Source organism: Streptomyces sp. NPDC043812, from assembly GCF_056436245.1.
Window position 1 is genome coordinate 1 of the sequence record NZ_JBWKCY010000069.1, and the last position, 6,150, is coordinate 6,150.

At 69.2% G+C, this 6,150-nt stretch carries 4 protein-coding genes and 2 pseudogenes; 3 read left to right on the plus strand and 3 right to left on the minus strand.

Translation table 11 applies throughout. From position 1 onward, the window contains the following. Nucleotides 1-7: 7 nt before the first annotated feature. On the minus strand, nt 8-1,087 hold the full coding sequence (locus tag AC067Z_RS38380; protein ID WP_478794282.1) for a hypothetical protein: 1,080 nt from the start codon (nt 1,085-1,087) through the stop codon (nt 8-10). Nucleotides 1,088-1,487: 400 nt separating this feature from the next. On the opposite strand from AC067Z_RS38380, the pseudogene AC067Z_RS38385 reads away from it, so the two are divergent. Continuing rightward, a pseudogene (locus tag AC067Z_RS38385) lies at nt 1,488-1,698 on the plus strand (hypothetical protein); the annotation flags it as partial. Here the strand turns inward: AC067Z_RS38385 and AC067Z_RS38390 are convergent. Continuing rightward, nucleotides 1,672-2,205: a phosphate-starvation-inducible PsiE family protein gene (locus AC067Z_RS38390; protein ID WP_478794283.1), complete on the minus strand. Its 534-nt coding sequence runs from the start codon at nt 2,203-2,205 to the stop codon at nt 1,672-1,674. The pseudogene AC067Z_RS38385 and the gene AC067Z_RS38390 sit on opposite strands and share 27 nt — an antisense overlap. Nucleotides 2,206-2,498: 293 nt before the next feature. On the opposite strand from AC067Z_RS38390, the gene AC067Z_RS38395 reads away from it, so the two are divergent. After that, entirely contained in the window at nt 2,499-2,669 is a 171-nt protein-coding gene (locus AC067Z_RS38395; RefSeq protein ID WP_478794284.1) for a hypothetical protein, read from the plus strand. A 280-nt stretch (nt 2,670-2,949) separates the two neighbouring features. Here AC067Z_RS38395 and AC067Z_RS38400 read toward each other — a convergent pair whose 3' ends face one another. Continuing rightward, nucleotides 2,950-5,457 carry an ATP-dependent Clp protease ATP-binding subunit gene (locus tag AC067Z_RS38400; protein ID WP_478794285.1) on the minus strand — a complete coding sequence of 836 codons (2,508 nt, stop codon included), beginning with the start codon at nt 5,455-5,457 and terminating at the stop codon, nt 2,950-2,952. Nucleotides 5,458-6,015: 558 nt separating this feature from the next. On the opposite strand from AC067Z_RS38400, the pseudogene AC067Z_RS38405 reads away from it, so the two are divergent. Continuing rightward, nucleotides 6,016-6,150: pseudogene (locus AC067Z_RS38405) on the plus strand (IS982 family transposase); the annotation flags it as partial.

The following is a 6,150-nucleotide window of genomic DNA, read 5'->3' on the forward strand; positions in this document are numbered from 1 at the left end:
TATCGGTTCACTTCGAGGGCTGGTCACCGTGGTCGTCTTGGAGCATATGGCGACGTTCCTGTTCGCGCTTGGAGTAGGCGGCTGCACGGATCGCCTCGTCGCTCTCGAATCCTGAACCCAGCGCGCCGCCCACGGTGGCGACCGAAGCGACGAACCAGGACAACGTCAAGTACTCCGTGGCGTGCAGCGGGGTTCGTGTCATGGAAGCGAACACTCGGTCGTTGAGGATGAACAGCGCCCACGCCAAGTTGATGACGATCAAGCCCCCGTAGCAGACGAGCACACCGATACCCACGGTCATGACCGTCGAGGCGTTGTAGAGCCTCGCCCTCTGCCTCGCCTCCGGCGAGCCCTCTGTTGATCGATGCCACAGCTCCCCGTCTACGATCAGCCAGCCGATCATGAGCCCGACTGACCCGACCATGGCGACCACGAGGCGTGGCGCGCTCAGGGCCTCAGTGAGGCTCCAGGTGGTGGAGTCCAGGGTGGCGATGGCCCCCGTGGCGAGTGCGGCCGCCAGGGCTTTCGACAAGCCCGGCACCAACCGCCAAGGCCGGTTGGCGCGGACCATACCAAAGAGCACCCTCAGGTAGCCGCGTGGCCCGCTGACGACGTACCGAAGATCAGCGGTCTCCTCCTCATCGACCGTGCCCGGGTGAATAGGCGCGAGACGACTGACGAAGGGCCCCAGCAGTGGCTGACTCTGCGGAGGTTCTTCAGCCCCTGTGGCCCGCGGATCCGCCAGGGCAATCACGGCTGCTTCCACGGCCCGCCGGGCCCTCGTCTGCAGCCGCAAGCCCCCCAGCGAAGGAAGTGACAGCAGCGCCAAGCCGTGTTCGTGACTCAGATTCACAACGAGCTTGCGCCCGTGCGAGTGCAGCGGAAGGTCGGTGAGGGCCACGACGATGTCCCAATTCTCCGCACTTCCGCGGTCCATGATCCGGCGCATCAAGGTGGGAGGGTCCTCGGTCCCTGAGGTGAAGGGCTCACTGATCACCTCGACGTCGAACCGTCGCCCCTGGCCCGACTTGTCGGCGAGCCGAGCAGGAAGTGTCTGGGCCATCCGCTGCGCGATCTCCGTCGGCACGTCCGGATCCGCCAGGAGAGCTACGACCGTCACGCCCGTAGACGACACCCGCATGACTGGACCCTTCTCGTCGGCTGCTCCGCGATCGCAAGTGCCCACAGGATGCCCTCGAGGTAACGTCGACGCCGCGTGACACGCAGGCTCCCGCCAGCAGGTGCAGGCGGTACGGCCAGATCTCTCGTCCTCCCAGTACAGGACCTGCTCCCACCACCGGCCACGATCGCGTGCACCACCGCGAACACCCGCTCCGGCGCCACCCCGGCCCGCGCCGCACGGCCGCGCCACCGGCCACCCCGTCGGCGTTGCCGGACTCCGGCATCAGCGCTCCCCACACGCCGAGGGCCGCTGCCCTCAGCCGGTGGGCGCGCGCATCAGACTAAGCAGGGACAGCGACAGCAGTGCCGCGTGGGAGGGCGCTGCCGCCGGGGACCGGAGCCCGGTGGTGCGGCGCGGGGCGGAACTGCAGACGTGGGCATTGGAGGGCCTCGCGAATGGCCGTGAGCCGCACACCCCTGGAACGGGACGTCGGGTCTGCTCGCGAGGAGCAGCGGGTGCGGGCGGCCGTGGCTGCGGAAGGTGACGGATCAGGACGCGCGCACCGGGGTGGGTGACGGCTCCGGCGGCGAGCGCCGCGGCTCCTGGAGCGGGAAGTAGTCTCCCGGCCGCGTGGAGCGCCGCCACACGTACACCGCTGTCGCCATCACGAGGATCAGCCCCGCCAGGATGAGCAGTTCGATCCCCTCGACGTTCCACCGGAAGGATTTCTCCGCCTCGGCCGTCACGATGAGCACCTTGCGGATGCCGGCAATCAGGCCGACGACGAGGAACGGCTCCGCGTCGAGGGCCTGGTTCCTGATGGTGAGGCGGACAGTGTGGAGCAGCTCGGCCACGATGAACAGCACAAGGCCGTTGTCCAGGGCGGAGAGAACGACCGTCTCCTCGCGGTACGGCCCCTGGATCGACCTGATGACGTCGTGGCTGACCCCGACGGTCAGGAGGCCGGCGAGCAGTACGAGGAGCGCCGCGACGACGAGGTGGATGCCGTCCTCGATGAGCTGCAGGAGGCCCTGTAACCGGCCGCCCTCGATCTTCGGGGTATTGGGTCGCACAGTCAGCATGCTAGGGGTGCCCCGGCCTGCAGGCGCGGCGTGCTGGGCGAACGGGTGGACGAGCGGATCCCTCCCTGTGGTGGCAGCCCGGGCGCGGCGAGGCGCGACATCATCGAGGCCCACCCGGCGGCAGGACAAGGGTTATGAGGTAGCCCGACGCGCGGACACGAAGGGCAGGAACCTGCGGTTCGTCCTGGTCGCCGACCCGGGCCTGCCCTCCCCGAGATGGCCTGGCTCGCCCCCGCCTACCGGAGGATCTACGCCGCCGCATCGCCAGGGGCATCCGCTGGCAGGCGGACACCGTGACGGCGCCCCTGGTGGCGGACGAGCAGGTCGACGTGTCCGACGTGGCTAAAGTCGTCGGCACCCCGTCAGGAGGACGGCGGCTGGGGACAATCGGCGTCTTCCTCACCGACCTGCCGAGCCGGGCGGAGCGCAACCTGGTCCGCACCGAGGTCGACCCTGAGCACTGATCTCACTGCCCGCCCTCGGCTCCCGGCGTCTGCGGCGCCGGAGCGGTGCGGCAGGCGGCGGTCGGCGTCGTCAGGCAACAGGCCGCGCAGGACGAAGAGCCGCTGGATTCCGCAGTCGTCGGCCGTCCGGCCCCCGGGAAGTAGTCGAAGCGCGAGCGCTACGCGGTGCCACGGGATGCCCGGCCACGTCCGCCTGGCAGTTGCCGCCGTGGCGCCTTCTGTCCTGGCGGCGACGCTGTCCACCCCGCCTCATGAGGAAAGAAATCCCAGTTCAGATGGGCTACTCCGCCGAACTTGCTGTGTCCGGCTCCTGCTGGTCCGCGCCGCCCGAGGCGGCCGCCGGACCGAGGGTCAGTGCCAGCTCGCCGTCCTTGACATCGGCGATGACGGTGTCGTCCGGATTGAGCGAGCCGCTGAGCAGCATGTTCGAAAGGCGGTTGTCGAGCTCCGTCTGGATGGTGCGGCGCAGCGGCCGGGCTCCGAACTCGGGCTGGTAGCCACGGTTGGCCAGCCACTCCTTGGCGGTCTCGGTGACCTCGAGGTTGATCTGCTGGGCGTGGAGCCTGCGCCGGCTGCGTTCCAGCAACAGGTCGACGATGCGCACCAGGTCCGCCCGGGTCAGGGCGTGGAAGACGATGATCTCGTCGATGCGGTTGAGGAACTCGGGCCGGAAGTGCGCCTGCAGTTCGGCCATCAGGTCATCCCTGATGTCGTCGACCGCCCCCTGGTGGTCCAGGATGCGCTTGGAGGCGATGTTGCTGGTCATGATGACCACGGTGTGCCGGAAGTCGATCGTGCGTCCCTGGGCGTCGGTGAGCCGTCCGTCGTCCAGGACCTGCAGCAGCAGGTTGAAGACGTCCGGGTGGGCCTTTTCGACCTCGTCGAACAGCACAACGCTGTACGGCTTGCGGCGCACCGCCTCGGTGAGCTGCCCGGCCTCCTCGTAGCCGACATATCCGGGCGGGGAGCCGACGAGCCGGGAAACGGTGTGCTTCTCCTGGAACTCGCTCATGTCGAAGCGGACCATCCGGTCGGCGTCTCCGAAGAGCAGTTCCGCAAGTGCCTTGGCCAGTTCCGTCTTGCCGACTCCCGTGGGTCCGAGGAAGAGGAAGCTGCCGGTGGGCCGGTCGGGGTCTCCCATGCCGGCCCGGCCGCGGCGCACAGCCTGGGACACGGCGGTGACTGCCTCGTCCTGGCCGACCACCCGCTCGTGCAGGGCCTCTTCGAGTTTCGTGAGCCGCTCGCGCTCGGTCTCGGTGAGCTGGGAGACGGGAATGCCGGTGCGCGCGGAGAGCACATCGGCGATGTCCTCGGCAGTCACACTCCCGGCCTCTTCCCGCTCCCCGCCGACCCCGGCGAGCTCCCGCTCCACCTGCCGGATCTGCTCCTTGAGCTGTGCGGCGCGTTCGTAGTCCTCGGTGCTGACGGCCTCGTCCTTCTCCCTGCGCAGCTTGGTGAGGCGGTCCTCGAGGCTCGCGGTCCCGGTCGGGGCACCGAGGCCGCGCAGTCCCACGCGTGCTCCTGCCTGGTCCATGAGGTCGATCGCCTTGTCGGGCAGGAACCGGTCGGTGATGTAGCGGTCGGACAGGGCGGCCGCGGCGTCCAGGGCCTCGTCCGTGTAACGGACCTGGTGGTGGGCCTCGTAGGAGTCGCGAAGCCCGCTCAGGATCTCGACGGTCTCCTCGACGGTGGGTTCGCGCACCATGACCGGCTGGAAGCGACGTTCGAGGGCGGCGTCCTTCTCGATGTACCGGCGGTACTCGTCGATGGTGGTGGCGCCGACCACGCTGAGGTCGCCCCGGGCGAGCGCGGGCTTGAGAATGTTGCCGGCGTCCATGGCACCCTCGCCGCCTCCGCCGGCGCCGACGACCGTGTGCAGTTCGTCGATGAACAGGATGATGCCGCTCTCGGCCTCCGTGACCTCGTCGATCACCTTCTTCAGCCGCTCCTCGAACTCTCCCCGGTACTTGGATCCGGCGACCAGACCGGCCATGTCGAGGCTCACGACGCGGCGGTTGCGCAGGGCCTTCGGGACCTCTTCGGCGACGATCCGCTGCGCCAGTCCTTCGACGATGGCGGTCTTGCCGACGCCGGGATCGCCGATGAGCACGGGGTTGTTCTTGGTGCGCCGGGAAAGGACCTCCACGGTCTGCTCGATCTCCTCGGCCCGGCCGACCACCGGGTCGAGACGTCCGCTGCGGGCCTCGTCGGTGAGGTCGCGCCCGTACTCGTCCAAGGTCGGGGTGTCGCTGTGCTCGCCCGACGCCGCCTTCCGGCCGGCTTCGCCGCCGCTCAGCGCACCGGGGGAGACTCCCTCGGATCCCAGCGTGCGTGCGAGGCCGGAATCGTCCAGCAATGCGGCGAGGATGTGCTCCGGACCGATGTACGAGGCATCGGTTGCCTGGGAGCGGGCGTGGGCGGCAAGCAGGGCGCGCTTCGCCGCTGGCGTGAGCCCGGGGTCGCCGGTTCCGGTGCCGGTGGGAAGGTTCTCCTGCAGGTCCGCAGCCAGCTGGTCCGCATCAGCGCCTGCCTGCTCCAGCACCTGCCGGGCGGCCGGCACCTGCGTGGCGGCCCACAGCAGGTGCACGGTGTCGAGATCGGACCCGTCCTCGGCCGCCCGGCCGCCTGCCGCCGCCAGCAGCTCGTGCGAGGAATCACTGAGCAGCCGTCCGATGGGCACGCGCTGCACGGCTGGCGGCGAGGCTGCCGGACTCATGCCGAAGAAGCGGTCGAAGAGATCGGAGAACGGGTCGCCGGACCCGAAGGGCGAAGTTGTCACAACAATCATCCCGTCCGGCCGGCGGCACAACGGCTGCGTGCAGCCTGCCGTAGTCGAATTGCCGGTACACGGCCATTCTTCGCCGGGTCGTCCCGGCGTGCGAACGCAGCAGGTGAGTGACGGGCGTCCTGGGCAGAGCCGCAGATGCCACAGGCGAGCGGGCACGAGGAGGCGTGCAGGCGGTGACGCTCAGCGCCAAGACGATCGACAGCATCGGTGTCGAGGCGGCCGTGGCTCGCATCCGCGCCTGGGGGGAGCCCACGCCGGATTCCTCCCCGGAGTCACGAAGTCGTCCTACTGATCGTCCCGTCCTCGTGGGCGGATGCGCTGCTGGCCCGTGACTCGGCGGAATCACGGGGCCGGCAGTGTGCCGGCAGCAACCACGGCCGCTGCGGGTCGCGCTCGTACGGGGGCAAGGAGTCACCGAACCCGGCGGTCTTCCAGAGGGGCAGCCCTCAGTTGCTCGTCGCATCGCGCTCGGTTCCTGGCTCGCTGGCAGCGCCTTGGACGGGGATCGATTCAAGGGATCGGCTGCGCGCATGGGACGAGGGCGTCCAACGTCAGTGTGTGAAGACAGAGTTGGACACCCTCGCGACTGCACTCGATGTGAAAACTGACGACCTGCTGAAGGCGTCTCCGCATCTCGCGCCATGGCGGCCGGCCGTGGGGTTCGCCCCGCAGCTCACCGACGCCGACCTGGTC